15 protein-coding genes are annotated in these 22,772 nt (G+C 42.9%); 10 read left to right on the forward strand and 5 right to left on the reverse strand.

All coding sequences use genetic code 11. The features are described from left to right. Positions 1-426 precede the first annotated feature (426 nt). The 5 genes from GTQ43_RS01090 to GTQ43_RS01110 all read left to right on the forward strand — a co-directional run bounded on the left by GTQ43_RS01090 (position 427) and on the right by GTQ43_RS01110 (position 9,029). Complete coding sequence (locus GTQ43_RS01090; protein WP_265269911.1) at positions 427-1,185, forward strand: sucrose-phosphate phosphatase; 759 nt, start codon at positions 427-429, stop codon at positions 1,183-1,185. After that, entirely contained in the window at positions 1,185-1,817 is a 633-nt protein-coding gene (gene ruvA, locus GTQ43_RS01095) for a Holliday junction branch migration protein RuvA (RefSeq protein ID WP_265269913.1), read from the forward strand. The genes GTQ43_RS01090 and ruvA overlap by 1 nt, the downstream gene beginning before the upstream one ends. A gap of 182 nt (positions 1,818-1,999) precedes the next feature. Further along, positions 2,000-3,163: an 8-amino-7-oxononanoate synthase gene (gene bioF / locus GTQ43_RS01100; protein WP_265269915.1), complete on the forward strand. Its 1,164-nt coding sequence runs from the start codon at positions 2,000-2,002 to the stop codon at positions 3,161-3,163. A 768-nt stretch (positions 3,164-3,931) separates the two neighbouring features. Further along, positions 3,932-8,230, forward strand: a complete 4,299-nt coding sequence (locus GTQ43_RS01105) for a PAS domain S-box protein (protein WP_265269917.1) — start codon at positions 3,932-3,934, stop codon at positions 8,228-8,230. A 52-nt stretch (positions 8,231-8,282) separates the two neighbouring features. After that, a complete protein-coding gene (locus GTQ43_RS01110; protein WP_265269919.1) occupies positions 8,283-9,029 on the forward strand; it encodes an SDR family NAD(P)-dependent oxidoreductase in 747 nt (248 codons plus the stop codon). A gap of 205 nt (positions 9,030-9,234) precedes the next feature. On the opposite strand, the gene GTQ43_RS01115 is transcribed toward GTQ43_RS01110, so the two are convergent. Together GTQ43_RS01115 and GTQ43_RS01120 are read right to left on the reverse strand one after the other, a co-directional pair. Further along, positions 9,235-9,843 carry a hypothetical protein gene (locus GTQ43_RS01115; RefSeq protein ID WP_265269921.1) on the reverse strand — a complete coding sequence of 203 codons (609 nt, stop codon included), beginning with the start codon at positions 9,841-9,843 and terminating at the stop codon, positions 9,235-9,237. A gap of 622 nt (positions 9,844-10,465) precedes the next feature. Then, positions 10,466-11,053 carry a thylakoid membrane photosystem I accumulation factor gene (locus tag GTQ43_RS01120; RefSeq protein ID WP_265269922.1) on the reverse strand — a complete coding sequence of 196 codons (588 nt, stop codon included), beginning with the start codon at positions 11,051-11,053 and terminating at the stop codon, positions 10,466-10,468. 126 nt (positions 11,054-11,179) lie between these two features. Between GTQ43_RS01120 and GTQ43_RS01125 the strand changes: the two genes are divergently transcribed. From GTQ43_RS01125 to GTQ43_RS01145, 5 genes are all read left to right on the forward strand, one after another. Beyond that, complete coding sequence (locus tag GTQ43_RS01125) at positions 11,180-11,452, forward strand: hypothetical protein (protein ID WP_265269924.1); 273 nt, start codon at positions 11,180-11,182, stop codon at positions 11,450-11,452. Positions 11,453-11,667: 215 nt separating this feature from the next. Next, positions 11,668-13,005 carry a Mur ligase family protein gene (locus GTQ43_RS01130; protein ID WP_265269925.1) on the forward strand — a complete coding sequence of 446 codons (1,338 nt, stop codon included), beginning with the start codon at positions 11,668-11,670 and terminating at the stop codon, positions 13,003-13,005. Between the two features lie 6 nt (positions 13,006-13,011). Next, the gene (locus tag GTQ43_RS01135; protein ID WP_265269927.1) at positions 13,012-13,830 is read left to right on the forward strand and encodes a type 1 glutamine amidotransferase; all 819 of its coding nucleotides are present in this window, start codon (positions 13,012-13,014) and stop codon (positions 13,828-13,830) included. A gap of 171 nt (positions 13,831-14,001) precedes the next feature. Beyond that, complete coding sequence (locus tag GTQ43_RS01140) at positions 14,002-14,625, forward strand: Uma2 family endonuclease (protein ID WP_265269929.1); 624 nt, start codon at positions 14,002-14,004, stop codon at positions 14,623-14,625. A gap of 419 nt (positions 14,626-15,044) precedes the next feature. Continuing rightward, positions 15,045-17,948 (forward strand): COR domain-containing protein, encoded by a 2,904-nt coding sequence (locus GTQ43_RS01145; RefSeq protein WP_265269930.1) that lies wholly within the window; start codon positions 15,045-15,047, stop codon positions 17,946-17,948. Between the two features lie 439 nt (positions 17,949-18,387). On the opposite strand, the gene GTQ43_RS01150 is transcribed toward GTQ43_RS01145, so the two are convergent. The 3 genes from GTQ43_RS01150 to GTQ43_RS01160 form a co-directional block, all read right to left on the reverse strand. Next, positions 18,388-20,166 carry a glycosyltransferase family 39 protein gene (locus tag GTQ43_RS01150; protein WP_265269932.1) on the reverse strand — a complete coding sequence of 593 codons (1,779 nt, stop codon included), beginning with the start codon at positions 20,164-20,166 and terminating at the stop codon, positions 18,388-18,390. A 426-nt stretch (positions 20,167-20,592) separates the two neighbouring features. Then, complete coding sequence (locus tag GTQ43_RS01155; protein ID WP_265273637.1) at positions 20,593-21,651, reverse strand: serine/threonine protein kinase; 1,059 nt, start codon at positions 21,649-21,651, stop codon at positions 20,593-20,595. A gap of 145 nt (positions 21,652-21,796) precedes the next feature. Continuing rightward, a complete protein-coding gene (locus tag GTQ43_RS01160; RefSeq protein ID WP_265269934.1) occupies positions 21,797-22,690 on the reverse strand; it encodes an alpha/beta fold hydrolase in 894 nt (297 codons plus the stop codon). Positions 22,691-22,772 lie beyond the last annotated feature (82 nt).

Genomic DNA, 22,772 nt, shown 5'->3' on the forward strand with positions numbered 1-22,772 from the left:
AATTTAGAATTCCCTACAGGACATCTTATGTAACAAATTTTGGTAATTATTTACGTTTTGGATGTATGGGTTGTATGAGAAACTGCAAGTTAGCGATCGCTAATTGCTGGTTATGGAAATAAAAGATTAATGAACCGCAGAGGCGCAGAGAACACAGAGAGGTTAATGGTTAAAGGTAAGATTCATTCTAGTTCTGAGGCAGATTCCAATTATGTGGTAAAGGTTATGCTTTAACTTCTCCCACTGTTTATCGTTAGTAAGCTAGAGTAGCATTCCCAATTGCGATCGCACCTACAATCAAGCAATATAAAAAATTATTTCTAGGTTATCAGTAAACGCAAGTTTAAACTTATTTTGTTTTTAGTAAACTTCTTGCAAAATTCCCTTCACGCGGTAGAATAACGAAATTTTGCAAGAGTTCTAATCATGAAACCATTTCTTTTTGTAACCGACTTAGATGACACCCTCGTATATCGCACAGTGGGCGATGACAGCGCTTTACCAAAATTAAATCAACTACTTAATCAACATCGCCAAGAATACGGCACTAAAATTGTTTATTCTACCGGGCGATCGCCTTTTCTTTACAAAGAACTCCAAGCTCAAAAAAATCTCTTACAACCAGATGCCCTCGTCCTTTCTGTGGGTACAGAAATTTATCTCAATGGTACTGATACTCCAGACTCAGATTGGTCAGAAATCCTCTCTCCGGGATGGGAACGGGAAACTGTATTATCTATTACTAAGAAATACCGGGAGTTAGTTCGGCAACCAGATTCAGAACAGCGTCCTTTCAAAGTGAGCTTTTTTCTAGAGCAAGATGCATCTGCAAATGTTCTACCACAACTTGAAGTAGAGTTGCAGAAATCTAAATTAAATGTAAAGTTAATCTACAGTAGCGGTATTGACCTTGACATTGTACCCCATAGCAGCGATAAAGGTCAGGCAATGCAGTTTTTACGCCAGAAGTGGAAATTTGCAGCAGAACAAACAGTTGTCTGTGGTGATTCGGGTAATGATATTGCTTTATTTGCTGTAGGCAACGAATGGGGAATCATCGTCGGGAATGCCCGAAAAGAGTTAATTCAATGGCACGATGAGCATCCCGCTACGCACCGCTACCTCGCAAAAGGTTTTTGTGCAGGTGGAATTATTGAAGGTTTAAATTATTTTGGTCTCTTGTAATGATTAGTTATCTAAAAGGTATAGTGGCTGGTATCCAAACAATTGGCGCTAATCGCGTGATTCTGACTCTGGAGGTCAATGGCTTGGGGTATGATTTGCAAGTTCCCCAACGCCTAGCAAACCAATTACCAGAATCGGGAGGAGTGGCGCAAATTTTTACCCATTTCCAAATTCGGGAAGAAGTGCCCTTTTTATATGGCTTTGCTTCACCAGCCGAACGCGATTTATTTCGTCACTTGCTGACTGTCACAGGGATTGGTGCAGCCTTAGCGATCGCCCTCCTGGACACTCTGGAACTACCAGATTTAGTCCAAGCAATTATCGCTGGCAATACACAAATCTTAATTCAGGCTCCAGGTGTCGGTAAAAAAATCGCAGAGCGCATCTGTTTGGAACTGAAAAGCAAATTAGTCGAGTGGCGCAAATCAGCCGGGTTCTTCGTCGCCACAGGCGGGCCAGCACCAGGAATTCTCGAAGAGGTGCAAATGACGCTATTCGCCTTGGGATATACTGCCCATGAAGTCAGTCACGCCCTACATGTAGTCAGCGAAGATATTGGACTACCCAAAGATGCCTACGTCGAAGATTGGATTAAACAAGCGATCGCTCATCTCAGCAGCGAACAAGTTTAATTGTCATTAGTCATTAGTCATTAGTCTATTAGTTATTTCTTATTCTCCCCCTGCCTCCCCTGCCTCCCCTGCCTCCCCTGCCTCCCCTGCTCCCCCTGCTCCCCCTGCTCCCCTGCTCCCCCTGCTCCCCCTGCTCCCCCTGCTCCCCCTGCCTCCCCTGCCTCCCCTGCTCCCCCTGCCCCATGCCCACTAATCCTTATGCTTGGCTAGAACAGTCCTTAGCAACAATTCATCGGGCAGACTGGTATCGTTCGGTAGAACCTATCACTGGTCGTCCGGGTGCAACGGTGGTTTTAGCTGGGCAAGAGGTAATTAATTTTGCCAGTAATGACTATTTGGGATTGGCTGGGGATGAGCGGTTGATGGCAGCCGCAACTGCTGCGATCGCAGAATTTGGCACTGGTAGTACAGGTTCTAGATTACTCAGTGGGCATCGAGAATTACATGGGGAGTTAGAAAAGGCGATCGCATCTACCAAACAAACAGAAGATGCTTTGGTATTTAGTTCCGGGTATCTAGCCAATTTGGGTGCAATTACCGCCCTTGTGGGCAAGCGCGATTTAATTTTATCTGACCAGTACAATCATTCCAGTTTGAAAAATGGAGCGATTCTTAGCGGTGCAGAAGTTATGGAATATCCGCACTGTGATGTTGAAGTCCTAAAAACTCAGTTGAGTCAACAACGACAAAATTACCGACGCTGTTTGATTCTTACTGATACCGTCTTCAGCATGGATGGCGATTTATGTCCCTTACCCGCGCTGTTGGATCTAGCTGATGAATTTACCTGTATGTTGCTAGTTGATGAAGCTCATGCCACTGGAGTACTAGGAAAAACTGGCGCTGGGTGTGTCGAGCATTTTGGGTGTACAGGAAAGCAATTAATTCAAATTGGTACTTTGAGTAAAGCTTTGGGTAGCTTAGGCGGATATGTAGCGGGAAGTAGCGCCTTAATTGACTTTTTGCGGAACCGCGCACCCAGTTGGATTTATACCACTGGGCTTTCACCTGCTGATACAGCCGCCGCCTTAGCAGCAATCAAAATAGTGCAGCAAGAACCGCAACACCGCGTCCAATTGTGGGAAAATATACATTACTTGAAAAGTTTACTGCAACACTTACCTAACTTAAAATTGCTACCTTCTGAATCACCCATACTATGTTTTCAATTACCTAATGCTACAGATGCCCTCAAAGCTGGAAAGCAGCTAAGAGATGCTGGTATTTTTGCCCCAGCAATTCGTCCTCCCACAGTGCCCACAAGTCGAATCAGAATATCTGTGATGGCAACTCATGAAGTAGCACATATTGAAAAATTGGTAGCAGTGTTGAAGGATGTTATCTAAATTGGGCATTGGGCATAGGGCAAACATTTGTCTTTGTTCGTGTTAGGTTTCACTACCGTTAAACCTAACCTAATAGTCTAAGTAAGTCGGCGTGAAAATTTCAATGTATGTCATTGCGAATGTAACGAAGTGGAATGAAGCATAAGTCCTTCGGACACGCTTCGCGAACGCAAAGGTCTTGTGGCTTTTACATTCTGTTACATGATTAAGTTTATTTGCACCGACTTACTTATCAAGTTTAAATTGATGGGTAAGAAAGTTCATAGTGAGTTAGCGCAGTCTTGGGGGTTTCCCCCATAAGCGAATACGGTTCAGTTAAGCAAATTTATCTGTTAAGCTAGGCAGGGGAGCAGGGGAGGCAGGGGGAGAGAAAAAAGCTTAACTGAACTGTATTGCCCCATAAGCGACTAACTTTCCCGTTGGGTCAGGACTTCAGCCATTATTTTCTAAGCACTAAAGTGCTTACTACAAACTTTTCATTACTAGCTTGACAGTCGTTTAAATTTTATACCATAAATTTTGTGAGCAATTTGGGTTAGAGCATTTCTGGAAATTGAGTATTTATAATTGGCAAATAAATGTTATGGATATAGGATATCCATCCAAAATCTTGGCTTCAGATACTATATAAATTAATCATTAGCCTCTAGCAAAAGAGGTTTTTAAAACTTAAAAAAATCTATCTAGAGATAAATGACTAAAATTCACAAACTAGCTTAGGGTATGTAGAGCCTCTGCAATAAGTATTGGTTGTTCTTAGACATTTTCATGCCCCATATTAATTATTCTCAGTTACTGCGTTATGGCGTTGTTGTATTAATTGTCACACTTACATTAGTACTAATGTTGATGCTAGACCCCTGGTTAGGCATGAGTGGAACTCCTTTCTTACTGTTTTTTGGCGCTGTAGTGGTAAGTGCTTGGTATGGTGGTTTGAAGTCAGGGCTATTAGCAACTTCCTTGTCTGCATTACTGAGTGATTACTTTTTTCTTCCCCCAACTTATGAGCTGAGTTTTGACTTACCTAATTCTATGCGAATTGGGTTGTTTGTATTACAAGGATTCCTCTTTAGTATTTTATGTGAGGCATTAAAGACTGCCAAAAGAAGGGCTGACGGAAATCTCCAAAAGCTGAGAATTAGTGAGGAGCGATTTCGACTAGCGTTAAGTAGTTCAGATATCATAGTCTTTCAGCAGGATCGCGATTTACGATATCAGTGGATTCATAATCCTCAAGGTCTAGATAATACTGAGGAAATGTTAGGCAAGTCTGACGATCAAGTATTTACAGCCTCAGTAGCAGAGCAATTGAGGATAATTAAGCAAAAAGTATTAGAAACTGGTGTTTCAACCCGTGAAGAGGTTTATCTGAATACTTGTGGACAAGATCGTTACTACGATTTACTGGTTGAACCGCTAAGGGATGTAGACAATAGTATTCAGGGTATTACTTGTGCAGCTGTGAATATCACTGAGCGCAAACAGACTGAGGAAAGACTCCGTTATATTGCTCAGATTAGTAGTTTACTTTCTACTTCTCTAGATTATGAACAAACCTTAGAACAAATCGCCAAAATCTCAGTTCCCCAGTTAGCTGATTGGTGTAGCGTTGATATTTTAAATGAAGATGGTTCCATTCGTCGCCTACCCATTGCCCATGCAGACCCATCAAAAGCGGAGTTAGCGCAGAAACTTCAGGAGTATGTGACAGATTATAAAGGTACAAGTGCAATTACTAGAGTGCTGCAAACTGGGCAAAGCGAATTAATTTCCGAAATATCTGACTCACTATTAGTAGCAAGCACTCAGAATCAGGAACACTTAGAACTTGTCCGAAAATTGGGGATGAAGTCTGTGATGATTGTGCCCTTAATCGCACAAGGGCGAGTCCTCGGTACTATCAGTTTTGTTAGCACGCAATCAAACCGTCGCTACGATCGCACTGACTTAACTTTAGCAACAGATATTAGCCATCGTGCAGCCTTAGCAGTGGAAAATGCCCGACTTTATCGAGACATCCACCAGGCTTTAATTCATTATGCCGAATCTCTATCTCTTCTAGATGCGCTGTTAGAAGCGGCTCCCGTTGCTGTATGCTTTTTGGATCGGGAACTGCGATATATCCGAATTAATCAAGTTTTCGCTGATATTAACGGTTTGACTATAGAAGAACATTTAGGGCAGAAATTTGGGGAAGTTTTGCCAGCAATGGCAGCTGAGTTGGAGCCGCAGTTACAGCGCGTGTTGGATACTGGAGACCCCCTGCTGAATGTGGAAATTAGCGGTGAGACAAGAGGACAACCAGGACGTTACGGCTACTGGCTGGGCAATTATTACCCAGTCAATAACCCAATGGATGAAACGGTGGGAATTGGGATTATTTTGGCAGATGTGACAGCAGCAAAGCAAACAGAAGTTGCCTTACGGGAAAGTGAAGAAAGATTCCGCACCATCTTCAATCAGGCCACCGTAGGTATTACCGTACTTGCATTAGATGGACAATTTCTCCAGGTGAATCCGGCTTTTTGTGAGATTACTGGGTACAGCGTAGAAGAATTAATCGAGTTGAGTTTTCAAGACATTACTCACCCTGACGACGTGAAAGTTGATTTGCTTTATGCTCAACAAGTATTAGCCAGGGAAATTAATGGTTATTCCTTAGAGAAACGCTACATTCGTAAAGATGGTTCCCTAGTGTGGGTGAAGGTGACTGCATCAGCAGTTTGGGATGCTGAGGGTAAACCAATGTATGCTTTGGGGATTATCGAGGATATTAGCGAACGGCAAGCCGCGCTACGCGATGTCTCCGACGAGCTTCGCTTACGCAAACGAGTAGAAGCCACGCAACAATTTTTATTAGAATCCAGCGCCTTACTAGCTGCTTCCTTAGATTATGAAGTCGTTTTGAAGAACGTTGCCCATCTAGCCGTTCCCACCTTAGCAGACTGGTGTGTTGTCGATATTTTTACAGAAGATCAGTTAGTTGAAAATCTGACGATCGCTAGTGCTTACCCCATGAAAACCAAGATCATGGAGGAATTACAACGGCTTTATCCTAGGAGTACCAAGCGAAGACGTTCAATTTTCTTCAGGTTAAAGGAAGGAAAATCCGTTTTTCATGCAGAATTTTCGGATTCGTTGATCGCAGGATTTGCCGAAGATCAGAGACATCATCATTTACTGTCCAGTTTAGAGATTCGTTCTCTGATGGTAATTCCCCTCTACTCCCGTGGGCAATTATTCGGCTCAATATCTTTTACTACAGCCGATTCTGGGCGTTATTACACAGAGGCAGATTTAGCTTTCGCAGAGGATATTGCTCGTCGCGCAGCCACAGCCATCGACAACGCCAGACTCTACCAGGAAACTCAACGGGCAAAACAGGCTGCTGAAAGATCTGTTAACCGTACCCTGCTTTTACAAAGAATAACTGCTGCCCTCTCGGAAGCCTTAACTCCCCAGGAGGTGGCTGATGTAGTGGTGAACCAAGGAATTGCCGTCTTGGAAGCTACTGGTGGTTCTGTTGTCTTACTTGATGAGGGAGATAATACCCTGAAAGTTGTGCAAGCAATTGGCTATCCGCAAACCCTCGTAAATACTTGGGCAACTTTTCCCATCACATCACCTAACCAAATAGCAGAAACAGTCAGAACTGGACAGCCGATTTTTTTAGAAAATTTAGCAGCCATGATTGCTAGATATCCAGACTTAGCAAATATTGTAACTGTTATGGGGAATAATGCCTGGGCTTCCATTCCCTTAATAGCAGAAGGTAAAGTAATTGGGGCTTTGGGATTAAGCTTTACTACTGGACAAATATTTAACGAAGAAGACCGAGGATTTATGTTGACACTGGGACAGCAGTGTGCCCAAGCGATCGCTCGCGCTCAACTTTACGAAGCCGAAAAGACCGCCAGGGCACAAGCTGAGACAGCTAACCGCATTAAAGATGAATTTCTCGCTGTCCTTTCCCATGAACTCCGAACTCCCTTGAATCCGATTTTAGGGTGGGCAAAGTTACTCAGAACCCGCAACTTCGACGAAGCCACTAAAATCAAGGCTTTGGAAACAATCGAGCGCAATGCCAAGTTACAAACCCAATTAATTGGAGATTTACTTGATGTTTCGCGGATTTTACAAGGTAAGGTGAGGTTAAATCTTTATGCCGTGGATTTGAAAATAGCGATCGCAGCTGCACTAGAAACAGTGCGTTTAGCAGCAGAAGCCAAATCAATTCAAATACAAACGGTATTAAGTAATGATATCGGCAAAGTTCTCGGCGATAGCGATCGCTTGCAACAAGTGATGTGGAATCTCCTTTCCAATGCCGTTAAGTTTACACCCACAGATGGACAAGTAGAAGTGCGTCTACAGCAAGTTGGGTTAGATGCCCAAATTCAGGTGATTGATACAGGTAAAGGCATCAACCCCGAATTTTTGCCCTACGTCTTTGACTACTTCCGCCAAGCAGATGCTAAGACAACCAGAGTATTTGGTGGACTGGGATTAGGACTGGCAATTGTGCGCCATCTAGTAGAACTTCATGGTGGTACAGTTCAGGCAGAGAGTCTGGGAGAAGGACAAGGGGCTACCTTTACAGTCAGCCTACCTTTGCTCAAAAATTCTGAGTTGCGAGTTAGCAGTGGTGACGCTTCTCAAGCAGAACTCAGTAATGACGACATATTACTTGCTGGAGTGCAAATTCTGCTTGTAGACGATCAAGCTGATGTGCGAGAATTTTTTACCTTTGCCCTAGAACAATATGGTGCAACTGTAACCGCAGTTGAATCAGCAGCCGAAGCCCTAGAAACATTAGCCCAATCAAAGCCAGATATCCTATTAAGCGACATTGGAATGCCCTTAATGGATGGCTATATGTTGCTGCGCGAGGTGAGAAAATTACCACCAGAGCAAGGTGGGCAAATTCCAGCGATCGCACTGACAGCTTACGCTGGAGAAATTAACTACAACCAAGCAATAGCAGCAGGATTTCAAAAACACCTACCTAAACCCGTAGATGCAGAGGATTTAGCGACAGCGATCGATAAAATAATTCGTAATTCGTAATTTTTGAGGAAAATTAGTTATTACTTAAGAAGTATTGAGAACTTCAAATCTGATGCAATCATTCTCGAATCGAGTTGCACTCATCACTGGCTCTACATCAGGCATTGGTGCATCCATTGCTAAACGTCTTGCTAGAGAAGGAATGTCCATTGCAATCCATTCAAAATCTTCAGTTAAAGCAGGTGCAGTACTTGTAGAAGAACTGGGAAATGCCAGTTATTTTCAAGCTGATTTAACAAACGAAAGGGAAACTAGGCAGCTGATTCATTCAGCGATCGAGCAACACGGTCGCCTTGATGTCATCGTTAATAATGCCGGGATTAGTGAAGTTATTCCACACACTGCTCTCAAACAGGCAACATCAGAAATCTGGGAAAAACTATACAAAGTAAATGTAATTGCACCGTGGATATTGATTGCTGAGGCAGAATCGGCTCTGCGTCAAAGCGCTACTGAGGGGCATCCGAGTTGCATTGTGAATATCAGTTCTCATGCAGGTGTCCGTCCTAAAGGAGCATCTATCCCTTATTCTGTAAGCAAAGCTGCACTTAATCACTTGACGCGACTGCTGGCTGTGACTCTTGCGCCAGCAATTCGGGTTAATGCGATCGCTCCTGGGTTAGTAGAGACACCAATGACGGAGCAATGGGATGCCGCCAGAGAAATCTGGCAAAATCACGCCCCAATGCGCCGAGCCGCTAAACCCGAAGAAATTGCTGATATTGTAGCAATGCTGGTCGCTTCCGACTATATAACTGGAGAAGTTATTGTGGCTGATGGCGGACTAAATTTAACCTAAATAGTAGCGGTGATTAAACCTCTGTTGATTGGTGCAGAGTATTACCAATAAGCGACTTCCAAATCAAAAAATATTCCAAAACTGAGCAAAAATCCTCTCTATTTCTTTTCTCTATGTGTTCTCTGCGTCTCTGTGGTTAGTGTATAGCGAGTCTACCCTGCGGAGCAAGCTAGCAAGAGCGTCTCGTAGAGAGCGCCATTACGAATTATCCAATAGGGCGATTACCAGGATTAACTGCATGAATATATTCACTACCCGATCGCGGTCTTCCTCGTTTATAGTAAGCTTCTTCTGGTTTACCCCATCCTAACTGCAAAATCATTTCCAAAAAGCTAGAATTTTCCCACTTACACAAACTTGCCCATTCTGTTCTTTGAACAATTCTTTCCACATCAGACGTGAGAATTTGTTGGTATTGTTTACTATTATTGAAACTCAAGTATAAATCCATCTCCACAGAGACTTCATGCCAAAACTCTACAATAGAACTTTTAGCAGCTTTTAATATCTCTAAGTCACTAGCAAGGGCTATTAAATCAATATTCACTTCGGGATAGTTCAGTTTTTTACCTTTAACTGTCACCTCCCGCCAGATAATACCTGAAACTTGATTCTGTTTTTGATACTCGTGAATTGCAGCTTTAAAATCTTGATAAGCTGTGAATTGTTGCAATCCATCAGTTCTAATAAACTGGTCAATTACGGGATTGCCAGAGGCTGTTATTTCTAACTTTAGGCGTTTTCCGTTGAGGCAAGCTTGGCGTTCGGCTGCCAAAACTTGAATTAACTCTTGGGTGGTGTAAACCTTTGACATCAGAATACACTCAATACGGGACTAGAGATTAATTTTCTAAATGGTTTTGGACTTACGCAAAAGAACACGCTGTAGAGGCAATTCATGAATTGCCCCTACCATAGAATCAAGGTTTTAGATATTATTTGCGTAAGTCCTATGGTTAACACAGATATTTCAATATTATGCTTTGGCATCGGCAGAAATGTAGTAACAGATAGCACGAAAAATTAGAGGTTGTTTGAAAAGTCGTTGGCTGTGATTTTAATTGCGTTTTTACCCCCCTTGTAAAGGCTACGGTGTACACACAAGTCTTTTAGAGTTGCCCCACAGCTTTAGATCCCCCCTAACCCACGCCAGTCGCTCCACTTGGGGAGACCCCAAGACCGCGCTGGCTCCCCTTAAAAAGGGGGGACTAGAATCAAAGTCCCCCTTTATAAGGTCGATTTAGGGGGATCTTCAACGATTTTGGTTTTGTACAGATGTGTACACCGTAGCTTGTAAAGGGGGGAAACAAGAAAAATCCGGTTCCCTCCCCAATATATCGGGGAGGGTTAGGGAGGGGTAAAAAATATTTGATACATCAATCACGACTTTTCAAACATTCTCTTAGGGCAGACCAAAATTTGGTCTGCCCCAGAAGTTATCTAGCTAACTCACTACTGAACTCATTAAAGGCTCGTCGCTTTAACTGTGCAGTTTCGGTACGCGGTAATAAATCAAAGATTTTGCGAAATTGATCGTCTATTTCTTCAAAAGGTACTTGACCTTTTTTATTTAAAACTACCTCACCCGCTTTATTAAACACCACGACTTGAGGAACAGCCCCAGAATAGTAATATCCTGGTTCTGTAGGGTCATAAGTCTTTTTAGACGGGATAGTATCTACATTAATCGGCATAATCTCTGCCACCTGACCGTAGAATTCCTGTACCCGCGAGATAGAAATGGCATATCTTTTAGAATCGCTGCTGTCATCTAAATAAAAAGCCAAAAATACGGGTTTATGTTCTGCTAAAGTCTGTGCGAGTGTCTGTCTGGGAGGAACCAATGAACCATTGCCAGCATAAACTACAAAGATGTTGCCATCATATAAATCATTATCGAGTCCAGCATAAGCAGGTTGTGTACTTATAATGAAAAGACTTGCAAGCAACAACAGGCATTTGGACAACCACCTTTGCCAGCCAGTAATTTGTTTATGTAAAAAAAGAAATTTTGTGCTATTCATCAAAAGGAACCTTGCAAGCTACTACTTGTCGCGAGTTTGTGCTGAATTCGGCAAACTGGGCTGGATATGTAATTACGCCCACGCACTATTTTTTAAGATAACGCCTACTGAGATTATCTCTTGTAAGTGGATGATAGAGTTGAACGGAGTTCCGAGGTGGATGAACGGAGTTCTGAGGTGGATGAACGGAGTTCTGAGGTGGATGAACGGAGTTCTGATGTGGATGAACGGAGTTCTGATGTGGATGAACGGAGTTCCGAGGTGGATAAACGGAGTTCTGATGTGGATGAACGGAGTTCTGATGTGGATGAACGGAGTTCTGATGTGGATGAACGGAGTTCCGAGGTGGATAAACGGAGTTCCGAGATGGATGAACGGAGTTCCGAGATGGATAAATGATGATTCTAACCCTCCCCTGCTTCCCCTGCTTCCCCTGCCTCCCCTGCTTCCCCTGCCCCCCTGCCCCCTGCCCCTGCCCCCTGCTTCCCCTCCCCCTCCCCCCTGCCTCAAAATTAAGAGGCTGGCTTTTTCAGTCAGGATTCGCTAAACTCACGCATATTAAATTTGCAATTAAATACTTTCAATTAGCAACGCCAGAAGACTAGGGTACAGATGTGGGAAACAAAATTCAATTCATAGATAGGCTGCGATTGGGTTTCGCGGTGTCAGTGGCAAAAAGTGTAACGTTTATAGTGCGATCGCTCCGTCTGGGTGCTGCTAGTGTATTACCAGGCTCAATTGCTCGTCGCATTGAACCCCGAATTTTAGAATTATTGAGTCAGCAAGTTAAAAATGGAGTGATTTTAATTGCTGGTACAAACGGCAAAACCACTACAGCGCTGCTTTTATGTACAATCCTAGAACGCAAGGGCTATCGCGTTACTCATAATTCTACAGGTGCAAATCTGGAAAATGGCTTGATGACGGCGCTGTTAGAAAGCACCAACTTACTAGGCACGCTAAATACTGATTACGCCATTTTGGAAGTTGACGAAAATATTGTCCCAAGAGTATTAAAGCCACTCCAGCCGCGAATTATTCTCTGTTTAAACTTGTTCCGCGACCAACTCGATAGGTATGGCGAAGTAGATACAATTAGTAAACGCTGGACAAAAGTTATTTCTACCCTACCAGCAGAAACCGTAGTAATTCCCAATGCTGATGACCCAACTTTATCTAACCTTGGACAGCAGTTACCCCAACGGGTGTTATTCTTTGGCTTAAACGAACCAGAACATTATCTAGAAGCTATTCCTCACGCTGTCGATTCTATCTATTGTCCAAAATGTGGACATTCTCTAGATTATAAGGGTGTTTATTTGTCTCATTTGGGAGATTTTACTTGTCCCAAATGTGGTTTTACTAAAAGTAAACCGACTCTCGAAAGTAGTGATTGGTCGCAAATTCTGGTTGGTTTGTACAACAAATATAATACTTTAGCGGCTGCAACTGCGGCTATTGAGTTAGGTGTTGATGAAGCAACAATTAGAGATACTATTAACAATTTTCAAGCTGCCTTTGGTCGTGCTGAAGATTTAGTCATTAACGGTAAACGAGTGCGGATATTATTATCAAAAAATCCTGTAGGAACCAATGAAACCATTCGCGTAGTTACTCAAAGCACAGATAAAACCACACTGCTAGTATTGAACGATCGCACGCCCGATGGCACTGATGTATCCTGGATTTGGGACGTAGATACCGAGAAATTAGTCGAACGCGGCGGGACTTTAGTAGTGAGTGGCGATCGCGTCTACGATATGGCACTACGTCTACGTTACAGCCAAAAGTCCCCTGAGAGTAACATAAATTTAATTGTGGAAGAAGATTTGCGACAAGCGATCGCTACTGCACTAGAGCATACACCAGAGAATGAAACTCTGCACATTCTACCCACCTACTCAGCCATGCTAGAAGTTCGAGAAGTCCTGACTGGGCGGAAAATTCTTTAAAAATTTATGAGTTTTGAACAATTGGAATTAACAATAGGTTGGCTTTATCCGACGCTGATGAGTACCTATGGCGATCGCGGTAATGTAATTACTATAGAACGTCGCGCTCAGTGGCGGGGATACGACGTTAAAATCTTACCCCTAGATCAAAATAGTACAGCCGCAGATATTAAAACTGTAGATGTAATCGTTGGTGGTGGCGCACAAGACCGTCAGCAAGAAATTGTCATGCGTGATTTGCAAGGTGCAAAAGCTGATGCAATGCGCGAAAAAATCGCAAATGGAACACCAGGTGTCTTTACCTGTGGTTCACCCCAATTACTGGGACACTATTATGAACCAGGCTTGGGACAACGGATTGATGGTTTAGGAATACTCGATTTAGTTTCCGTGCATCCTGGTGAAAATACTAAGCGCTGTATTGGTAACTTGGTAATTGAAGTCACAGCTTCCCGTCTAGCGCAAGATTTAAAAGAGATGACGGGTAGCACACCATATTTGGTAGGCTTTGAAAATCACGGCGGACGCACCAAGTTGGGGAAAGTGGAAGCTTTGGGGCGCGTGGTGTACGGTTTGGGAAATAATGGAGAGGATGGGACTGAGGGAGCATTTTATCAAAATGCGATCGCTACTTATTCCCACGGCCCTTTGTTACCCAAAAATCCTTTTGTTGCAGATTGGTTAATTCAAACATCGCTGCGGCTAAAGTATCAGCAGGAAATTACATTGCAACCTTTAGATGATAATCTTGCTGTCCAAGCGCGGGAAGCGATGTTTAAGCGGTTGAAAGTAAGTTTACCAAGTGTTGCTGCGGCGAAAGTTTAACCTCAGTTCCCTAATTAAGCCTCTCCCAGTGTCAGAGAGAGGTTTAAAGAGGAGTAACATTTGACATAAAGCAAAAGGGCAAATTATGACAGATAAAGACTTATGATACAAGCCCATAAATAAATTTAGGGAGATTATTAATTTTTAATTTTTAATTCGGAGCGAAGCGACGTGACTCAAGCCTTAACCAAACAAGTAACATTTGATGAATTTATCGCCTGGTATCCCGAATCTTCAGACAGGAATTATGAACTACATGATGGGGTAATTGTTGAAATGCCTAAGCCAAAAGGTAAGCATTCAGAAATAGCTGGGTTTATCAATGGTTCTTTATTTATTGAAATTACCCGTTTGTCCATCCCTTGGTTTATCCCTAAAGAATGCGTCATCAAGTCAGTTAACACTGATTCAGGTTATGAACCAGATGTCATCGTTCTGGATAGACAAGCTGTTAGGGATGAACCACGCTGGAAAAAAGAATCTATCATTACGCTGGGTAGTTCCGTCAAGTTGGTTGTAGAAGTTGTTTCAACCAATTGGAGTGATGATTATGCTTTGAAGCTAGAAGATTATGAGTCTTTGGGCATTCCCGAATATTGGATTGTAGACTATCTAGGTTTAGGTGGTAGGCGGTTTATTGGCAATCCCAAACAACCAACTATCTCGATTTATCAATTAATTGAAGGTGAGTATCAAGTTAGGCAATTTAGGGGAAGCGATCGCATTCAGTCGCTAGCGTTCCCAGAGTTGAATTTAACTGCTGAACAGATTTTTCGGGCTGGAGAAGTCGCGTAAAAAACAGCTAAAGAAGTAAAAGACTCATCAAAGATTCATCCACGAGTATCAAAGACTCGTTTACAAACCAATCTAAGCCATTGGGAATGATAAATTCTTTTTAGATTCAGCAAAAATTATTAGCGCTGATGTAGTGTTACACAGGATAGTAGATTGCTTTGATATCTTGCAGCATTCTTAATTAGTAGCCGCGATCGCCTGAAACTCTAACTTCTAGGAACCAATAGCCAAAGCAACTCAAACGTACTGAAAACCTAAGTCTGGAAGGAATTTAGCCCTCTTAAAAGGACTTTTGCTATCAGCAATATGTTTCTAAACTGTGGGAGTTGTTGGGATTAGTGCAAAATATTAGTGGTTGCGATATTGTCCAGCGAATCAGAGGCATTACATATAACTTTCGTTAACAGGTGAACCTCAGTATGGCAAACACGCCTCAACGTTTCCTTGAAAAAATCCGAGAAGCGAAAAATAAACAGCTTAAAGAATTAGATTTAAGCAATCATCTGGGTACTCATAACAAGGAAAAATTAACAGAGGTTCCTGCTGAGGTGTTTGAACTGGAATGGTTGGAGGTTTTGAATTTAAGCGGCAACGGATTAAGGACACTGCCAGAAGCGATCGCCCGCCTACCACAACTCACTTCCCTGGATTTAAACCGCAACCAATTAACGATACTGCCAGAAGCGATCGCCCACCTGCAACAACTCACTTCCCTGAATTTAAGCTACAACAAATTAACGACACTGCCAGAAGCCATTGTCCACCTGCAACAACTCACCTTTCTGGATTTAAAGGACAACGAATTAACGACCTTGCCAGAAGCGATTACTGAACTGCAACAACTTACTACTCTGAATTTAGGCAATAACCAATTAACGACACTTCCAAAAGCCATCACCGGACTGCAAGAACTCATTACCCTGGATTTAAGCGGCAACAAATTAAGGATCCTGCCACAAGCTGTCACTGGACTGCAACAACTTACCACTCTGAATTTAAGCGATAACCAATTAACGACACTACCAAAAACCTTAACCAACTTAGAACAACTAACCAGCCTAAACTTAAGCGTCAACAAATTAAGGATGTTGCCACAAGCCGTCACCGGACTGCAACAACTTACCACCCTGAATTTAAGCGTCAACAAATTAACGACAGTGCTAGAAGCCGTTATCAACCTTAAACAACTCACCACCCTGTATTTAAGAGGTAACGAATTAACAACAATGCCAGAGGCGATTGCCGAACTGCGACAACTCACTTCTCTAGATTTAAGGGGCAACGAATTAACGACGCTGCCAGAAGCGATCGCCGAACTGCAACAACTCACTTCCCTGGATTTAAGCTACAACAAAATAAATATACTGCCAGAAGCGATTATTGAACTGCAACAACTTACCACCCTGAATTTAAGCGGTAATCCCATCGAAAAACCACCGCCAGAAGTCGTTACAAAAGGTTTTAAGGCGATTAAGGATTATTTCCGACAACTGAAAGTAGCAGGTACAGATTATCTGTATGAAGCAAAGTTACTAATTGTTGGTGAAGGAGGTGCAGGGAAGACAACACTGGCGAAGAAAATTGAAAATCCAAATTATCAACTCCGAGAGGAAGACACAACGAAGGGAATTGAGGTCATCCAGTGGGGTTTCCTAATGGAAAATGGGCGAGAATTTCGAGTCAACATCTGGGACTTTGGGGGGCAAGAAATTTACCATGCGACTCACCAGTTTTTCCTCACCAAGCGTTCACTTTATGCTTTAGTGGCAGATACGCGCAAGGAAGATACGGATTTTTATTACTGGTTGAATGTAGTAGAACTGTTGAGCGATAATAGTCCCTTGCTAATCATCAAAAATGAGAAGCAAAACCGCCACCGAGAAATCAATGAACGTGAGTTACGGGGGCAGTTTACTAATTTGAAGGAAACTTTACCAACAAACCTTGCTACCAAAAGAGGTTTAGAACAAGCTTTAGAACAAATTAAGCATTACGTTAAAAACCTACCTCATATTGGCAGTCCGCTCCCAAAAACATGGGTTAGAGTCCGGGAAGCTTTGGAGAGTGACGCACGCAATTACATCAGCTTGGATGAATATCTGAACATCTGCCAACACAATGGCTTCACCCAAAGAAATGATAAGTTGCAGTTAAGTGGTTATCTACACGATTTGGGAGTATGCCTGCATTTCCAGGAAGACCCACTTTTGAACAAGACTGTCATCCTCAAACCCAAGTGGGGAACTGATGCAGTCTACAAAGTGCTGGATAATGAAAAGGTAATTCGCAACCTGGGCAGTTTCACCCGATCTGATTTGGCAAACATCTGGTGTGAAGACGAATACGTTACGATGCATGATGAACTCTTGCGCTTGATGATCAACTTCAAGCTGTGCTACGAAATTCCTAGAAGCCAAGGAAAGTATATTGCCCCACAACTGCTATCTGCTAACCAATCCTCATATAACTGGGATGAAACCAACAACCTGATTCTGCGTTACACTTACGACTTCATGCCCAAGGGCATCATCACCCAGTTCATCGTTGCCATGCATGAGTTAATGAATGAACAACAATGTGTCTGGAAAAGCGGCGTCGTTCTCAGCAAAGACCAGACAAAGGCAGAGGTGATTGAATATTACGGCAAGCGGGAGATTAAGATTCGAGTCTCAGGTCGTCACAAAAGAGATTTGATGACCATAGTTACACATGAACTCGATAAAATTCATGACTCGTATCAGCGGTTAAAGTATAACAAGTTAATCCCCTGTAATTGTGACACCTGCAAACATAGCCAAGAGCCACACTTTTACCCTTTTGAGATATTGCGACAGTTTGTAGCCGATAGGCAAGAACGTATTCAATGTCAAAAAAGCTATCAAATGGTTAACGTCTTGGGCTTAATTGATGATGTGATGGACAGAAAGGAGTTACTGAAAGCAGAACAGCAGATGGATAACGAATTTCTGCCTAATTCCTCTGTCACAATTGGGGGAAATGTCGGAACAATTAATGTAATTCAGCCATCCAATCAAGAGAATAATTTTATGACAGAACCATCTAAACAAGAAGATAATTCTAAACCAGAAGTGCAGGTTACGCTTCCATTTGCGTTTAGAAATGGAATGTTCTATTTATTTGTATTTGTAGTTGTATTTTGTCTAATTGCATTTTTTGGCGGTTCGCTACCATTTCATTATTTAGCTTTAACAATTATTGGCACAGCAATATTTATCGTCTTAATTGGCGTTCTACAACTACGCCAAGATAACCGCCTATCTGAAAAATCTTTTGTAGATTTGACAAAAATGGTACTGGAATAGTTGCCTTTAATTAGCAATATTATTAAGCAGTTTCAAGGCAATAAATAAGTAGAGATACGAAATTTCACGTCTCTACAGACTAACCCTCTTTTGTCACTTTGCGGGAGGGCGATCGCTAGAAGCCTCATAAGGCAATCAATACAAACTATACTATTAGAAAAACATCGGTCTTGTATTTGTTATTAGAAAAGAATCGTACGATGCCTACGGCACGGCGAAGCCATCGCTTGCTATACAAAGTGCAAATGCTTTCCAGATGCATAATTTATACTTTGAGCAACCCTGCCAATTAATATTCCTAGCGAGTGGGAGTCTGTGAGTTGCCTAGTACCGCAGGGCGGAATTAAAAATTAAAAATTAAAAATTAAAAACGAATACAGCATGAGGGTTTCATTGATTTGGAATGGGTGGTTTATTTCCGCCGCACTGTGCTAGTGCCTTACTTTATACAGCGATATAGTTGGTAAGGAATACCCAATCGGTAAAAGCGATCGCGATCGCTCTTGCATTCAATCGCCGTTCCTGTTGGGTGACGCAATGAAAGGATAGGCGGATAATTGATTCGTCTTAAACCAGGGGCAATCATCCACAAGCTTAGGGGAACACTCAATGGTTGTTTGAGGGCTGCCAGGTTTTGCCAGACTTGAGCGTAGCCGGGCGTTGTATTAGCTGATTGGGAACTGGCAGAGCTAACTTGCGGTATAAAGGCAAACAACTGCTGGGAATCGTGGGCGCGATCGCTTGTATCATGTAGTGCTAGCGCCAAGCTAAGACCCAGTGCCACATCTCGTAAATTATTGTACGCCATGCTGATTAGAAAGGACGATTCTGATTCTAGGCGGATCTGGCTGGCAATTTGATCGGGCTTATATGGCTTCAGAAACACCTGGTTTGAGACGACGAGCGTACTGCTGAGAACGCCGACAAAAAGCACTATCCAGATGAAAGAGGATTGCACAAAAAACGGTGGGGGAGAGAAGAAAGATATCTTTCTTCTCTTTGGTGGCTTTGGTTGAGCCAGACACGCACCCAATAGCGCACAAACCGCAGGAAAGTAAAGGAAGTTGTATCGGGGCACTGAAGTGATGTCTTTACCAAGAATGTAGAAGAGCGCTAAAAATTCCAGGACTACGCACAGCATAAACATCACCAGCATCCGCGTTGCTAGGTGAGTTTCGGGGTTGCTCCAAAGCTGTCCAAGGCGGCCAGATATCTGCCATAGCAACCAGACAGTAAAAACAACCATCAATAGTATCATGACTACAGCCAACCAAAGAGGCTGGTTTTCCACAGGTAATGCGATCGCCATCAGAATCCAACCCATTGGAAGCTGGTAAAGCGGCGCGATCTTATCCGTCCAGCTTGGCTCAAAGGGCTTCATCCAATCGGTTCCAGGACTGTTTATGTGGTTCAGAAACGTCGGCAACCAGGGTAAATAGGTGAGGCAAACGCCAGTAGCAGCGAGGGTGACGGCAATGAGGGCACGGCGTGGATGCAGGGTGTAGGGGCTGGGGTGTAGTGTTGCTAAGGACTTGAAGGTGAGGATATTGACCAACAACGTGGCGACTTGGGCAAAGAATGCCAAGATAAAAAAGTAGTGGACGTAGAACCCAAGGCTATTGACAGCTATCCAGCCGAGCCAAATACCAGGGCGAACTTGTCGTTGATATAAGTCTGTTTGCACCTGGTACAGTCCCAGCAGCGCCAGGATTACCAATAGCATCGGCAATGTATAGTGGCGGGCTTCTTGCGATAAGTACACGGCAAAAGGCGAGACTGCCATTACCATCGCGCCTGTCAAACCTGCGGCTGGGGAAAAGGCAATCCGGTTGAGCTGATAAAGGGCAGCGATCGCCACAACCCCAATCAATGCAGGTAATGCCCGTAGCTTCCAGACCCACGACAGAGGTACTGCATCTACCCATCGCAGCCAATCGTGCATCCAGCAAAAAAACAGTGGCGGATGCGTTGATTGACTAGCAAGCCTTTGGGCAATTTGGGCACAACTTGTCTCTGCCTTAAAGGTAAAAACCCCTTCCAAAGCTGACAGTGAAAACGCTTCGTTAAACGGGATCTTATATTTATAGTTATTACCCAAACTAAACAGCGCTGTAATCACTTCATCCAGCCACATGGGTTTCAAGTCCAAATGCCAGAACCGAAGTACCGCTCCAAGAAAAACGATCGCGGCTAGAGTTAGGTAATGTCGAGCTTTCATGGCGTTCTGTAATTACACACAGAGCATATACTGTAAGCCACTCATTAAACTCTGTAAACCCCTTTAATCGGTAAATTACCTATAGTTAGGACTAGCCCTTTCAAGGTGAGTAAAAATTTTTCTTAAAAAATCCCTTTATTATCTCTTATCTCTGTGTTCTCTGCGCCTCTGCGGTTAAATAAATTACTTTTAAACCGCAGAGAAGCCAGTGCGCCCTTGCGGTTCCCCTACTTGTAGCAACTGGCGCAACATGGAAAGAAAAAAGAAATTTTTCGAGTCACCTTGAAAGAGCTAGTCCTAATAATATGTCATTGCAAGCGAAACGAGCTAAAGGCAAAGGTTTGAGATTACAACTCTTAAAGACTCTGTTTGTGTTCACATAGCGATCGCTATGTGCTTTTAGGCAAAATCGCTACAATCTAAATTTTAATATCCGTTTTTTTCTGGGCAACTTGCCTTTAAGTCAAAACTTGAACACTCTCTAGCTTCCAGCAATTGTCTGACTGTACCACCAGGCTGACAACTAATCAAACTTGCTCCCATCGCACTCAGTGTAACAATAGTAGCTAGCCCTAGCACTGTAGCCCGGTTTCTGAGTTTTATTGTACTAACTAAATTATCTATTGCCGTGGCACTACCAATAACCTCAATGGGCTTAAGTGCTTTTAGAGCAACAGCCGCATTTGCATAGCGATATTTTCGATTTGGTTCCACCATTTTCATTAACCACGACCGAAAATGTGGACTGATCTGGGGAACTAACTTCTGAAAATTAAACCGATAATTATCATCAATTAATTTCCCAATTTCTACAGAACGGGTATTAGTAAGTAAGCAAATCAGTGTTGCCCCTAAACTATATAAATCTGATGCCTCAGTGAGAGAATAACCAAACTGTTCTTCTGGTGGTATAAAACCTGGAGTTCCTGCTACAAAGCTGCTCAAAGCTATTTTTGCACTCTGTATCCTAGCCAAACCAAAGTCAACCAGATAAGCATTTAGTTGCTCATCAACCAAAATATTCTCTGGTTTAATATCCCGATGAATAATTGGCGAAACTTGTTTTTGTAAATACACCAAATTTTCTAATATTGACAGAGCGATTTGCTTAATTTCTTCAGGATGAAAGCTGCGTCTTTGACCCAAGGATGGGGCATTTTTATATTCTTGTACCAGATAAAAACCCCCTGGCATTTCAAAGGAATTTACATAGCGAGGGATGCGGGAATGATTCAGTTGTTGCAAAATTTTAATTTCGCGCTCATAAGCTTTCACACCTGACAAATCAGCAGTTGTATGAGCAAAACAAAACTCTTTAATCACCACCTGTTGATTTGAGTTGAGGACATTGGCTAAGTAAATAATGCGTCCTCCTTCTCGGTTGCGTCCTAGTTCGCTGATAACCTGATAGCCTTGTTCGGAAAAATCTGGATGGTGATTTAAAGAAATTACTCCTTTTTGTCCACTATGCACATCAAGCTCCATTTTCCACCACATGAGTTTGATTCTGTCAAGGTGCAATTAAAAGATATAACTTACACAAACAATATCTAAAACCCTGATTCTATGGTATGTACCAAGGCGCATTAGGCAGAAAGTGTATTTGCATTCGCGTCTTGGCACGAAATTACTAACTTTGCGCTAGCCAATCGAGAATCTGGGCATTCACAACATCTGGAACCTCATCGTGGGGACAATGACCGGCATTAGGAATGGGAACGATTTTGATTTCTTTGCCATTCTCACGCGCCTGTTCGTAAATTTTGGCCCCGGTAATTGGTGTCCAGGGATCGTTAGCACCCCAAATTACTAATAAGGGACGTTCGACTTTGGGCAATAGTTCCTCTGGACTTGGGCCCGGAGGCGCTGTGAGAATGGAAGCGAAGACTTGTTGCGCTCCTGGGTCGCAAGAGGGAGTATAAAGTAAATCGACTAATTCATCAGTGACGGCTTGGCGATCGCAGTAAACTTGGTAGAGGGTGCGGCGAATTTGGGCTTTTTGGCGGATGCGGTTATAGACAAATTTACCTGTAATTGGCGATCGCACAAACCGATTAAAAGCTGCCATCACCATCCGTAGCGGCGGGTTCAATTCGTGGGGACGATGACTCAACCCACCCGCAGAGTTAATCAAAATACCACCGGCAGCAATTTCGGGATTTTCTACCAGTACTACTAAGCTCAAAAGTGCGCCAATGGAGTTGCCAATAAATACAGCAGGTTCGTGTATATGTGCGGTGCAGAAATCTTTCAGCAGTTCTACCCAAACTTCCACACTGTAATCAATGGGCGCTTTATCAGAACCACCAAAACCTAAAAGGTCTATGGCAAATACCTGGTAGCCAGCATCAGCTAAAACTGGGATATTTTTGCGCCAGTGTCCAATAGAAGCACCGAAGCCGTGAACCAGTACCAAAGGCCGTCCACTACCCATAACAGTGTACTGGATTTTGTAGCCCTGCCAAGTCCAAAAGAATTTTTCAAAAGCGTCTTGGGTTGCAAGCGGCTGTGTCGTTACGGTCATTATGAAGATTAATAAAGTGTTTCTTTAATATATTAATGTTCCCTGACCTTAAGTGAAGTCTGAACAAAATCCTATTTTTGAA

This window comes from Nostoc sp. KVJ3 (assembly GCF_026127265.1).
Classification (GTDB): domain Bacteria; phylum Cyanobacteriota; class Cyanobacteriia; order Cyanobacteriales; family Nostocaceae; genus Nostoc.